This window comes from Intestinibacter sp. (genome assembly GCF_051866655.1).
In the GTDB taxonomy this organism is placed as follows: domain Bacteria; phylum Bacillota; class Clostridia; order Peptostreptococcales; family Peptostreptococcaceae; genus Intestinibacter.
Genome location: NZ_JBJDXL010000494.1, coordinates 1 through 2,434, shown reverse-complemented (window position 1 = coordinate 2,434; position 2,434 = coordinate 1). Strand labels below are relative to the sequence as shown.

At 30.7% G+C, this 2,434-nt stretch carries 3 protein-coding genes; all 3 read right to left on the bottom strand.

Annotated elements, in window-relative coordinates; all coding sequences use genetic code 11:
* Positions 1-532, bottom strand: a 532-nt coding sequence (locus ACI3VO_RS14915) for an AAA family ATPase (protein ID WP_439758675.1), incomplete at its 3' end; no start/stop codon positions are given.
* Positions 533-783: 251 nt separating this feature from the next.
* Entirely contained in the window at positions 784-1,560 is a 777-nt protein-coding gene (locus ACI3VO_RS14910) for a PhzF family phenazine biosynthesis protein (RefSeq protein WP_439758674.1), read from the bottom strand.
* A 98-nt stretch (positions 1,561-1,658) separates the two neighbouring features.
* Positions 1,659-2,434, bottom strand: a 776-nt coding sequence (locus ACI3VO_RS14905; RefSeq protein ID WP_439758673.1) for an aminotransferase class I/II-fold pyridoxal phosphate-dependent enzyme, incomplete at its 5' end; no start/stop codon positions are given.

The window sequence follows — 2,434 nt, the reverse complement described above, 5'->3', positions numbered from 1 at the left end:
CAACTAAATATTTAAGAAATACTTGACTTGGATTTTCATCAAAAGTATAAGTATCTTTTAATTTAATTTTTTCAACGCCTAATGGTATTTGAACATTTGTAGATCTATCAGAACCATAATAGGCAAGAATAAATTCTCCTTTCTCATACAAAGAATAGAATAAATTATTTTCTCCATATTTATCACAATTAAATCTAACATCTAATCCATAAAATCCAAATTGATTTATATATTTTATATTATTATTTATTTCAATTTCTAATTTCATATTTCTATCATAGTCATTTGAATTTATTAAATTTTCTTTTAAAGTTTTAATTTGTTTTTTATGTCTTATATCTGAATTAATACCACCTGAATAATGTATAACTCTTAAATATTCTTTTATAGCCTCTAGTAATGTAGTTTTACCTACTCCATTTTTTCCAGTCAAAATCAAATGCTTAGCTTCATCATCGCTTAAATCTATTTTTATATTTTCCAAATGTCTTACTTTTTCTATATAAATCTCGGTAATAAAATGCCTGTTCACATTACTTCCTCCTTATTTATACTACTATTTTAGTTATTAACTATTTTACTATATTTTTTTCATAAAAAATAACATTCATTAAAAATTATTATATCCTAATAATAGAAATTATTTTTTAACAAAAAAGAGATGAATTATTCTCATTTTAATTCATCCCTTTTCATATATTCTCTATATATTTAGACCTTATAAATTAATAAATTCTTCGTACAAAATGTCTAGTTACCAGTTATAAGTATTATATTTAAATCCTATCCAATATTAATATCCGCTACAGAATACAATGCAGCCTTACCACTAAGCTTTACTCTATCGCCATCCATAGTACAGTAAAGTGTTCCGCCTCTCCTAGAAGCTTGGTAAGCAACTATACTGTCCTTATTCAATTTATTTATCCAATATGGAGCTATATGGCAATGACCTGAACCACATACTGGATCTTCTATAACGTTTAATTTTGGTGCAAAACTACGTGATACGCAATCTACATCCTTGCCTGCTGCAGTTACTTGTAGTAATAATCCATCTATTGTTTTTAGTTTATCCATATCAGGATTTAATTCTCTGACTGTTTTTTCGTCGTCAAATACACAAAGTAAGTCTCTTCCCATATATGCTTCTGTTGGTTTAGCTCCTATTGCATCGACCATTGCATCAGTTATTTCAACTGGTTTTAAATCGTATGCTGGAAAGTCCATTTCGTATAAGTCACCTTTTTTATTTACTATTAAGTCGCCGCTCATTGTAGAGAATGTAACTGTTTGTAAGCCAGCTTCTACATAGTTCATAATTACATAAGCACTAGCCAATGTCGCATGACCGCATAAGTCTATTTCTCCGCCTGGTGTGAACCAGCGTAATTTATATTTATCGCCTTCTTTTACAGTGAATGCTGTTTCTGAAAGGTTGTTTTCTATAGTAATACTCATCATTGTTTCTTCTGGAAGCCAAGCATCCATTACACATATTGCTGCTGGATTTCCACCAAATACTTTTTCACTAAATGCATCTACTACATATTGTTTCATATTATAGGTCCCCCTTTTTAAATATATTATCTATAATATAAGGTTATCATTTCAAATCTTCCAAAACAATATTAAAAGCGTGTGGCATTCAATTTTGTCTAGTAAATATTATAAATGCTTTCTGATTCTAATAATTGTTTCAATATAATCAAGCCTTTTTCGAGCTCTTCAATGCTAGAAGTCGATGTGACTGCTAATCTCACGGCATTTACCGGTTTTTCCTTGCCTACAATAAATTTATTTGCAGAATAGATTCTAACGCCTTTTTTATAAGCTAGATTTTCAAACTCCAGTGCTTCAAATTTTTCAGGTAAGATAAACCATTTAAATATGCAATTTTCATCGCCCATTAGATTGTACTCTCCTAGATATTTTTCGACTAATGCGTTTCTCTCTCTAGTCGAAGCTCTATGTCTATCCATCAGCTTATAGATAGATTTTGAAACTATCATCCTAGATGCTATTTCCAGCATAAATGGCGATACTGTTATATTCATATTGTATAAAGCGTTGAATAAATCCTTTTTGTACTTCAATGGAGATACTATATATCCCAATCTAAGTCCAGGTGCCACAGTTTTTGACAAGCTATATATGTAAATTACATTATCTGGTGCATAGCTTGCGACTGAGTTTCTAGGGGTTTCCATCAAAAAACTATAGATAGAATCCTCTATTACTATTAGATCCTTTTCTTCTGCGACCTCTGCTATCATTTTTCTACACTCGTCACTCACGATGTGAGTCGTCGGATTTTGATAGTCTGGTATGATGTAAAGCCCTTTTATTCCTTCTTGTTGGCAAGCATATAAAATGCCCTCCTTGCTCATCTCACCATTTTGCTGGCTTATAGGAACTAGCTGTATTCCGAGCA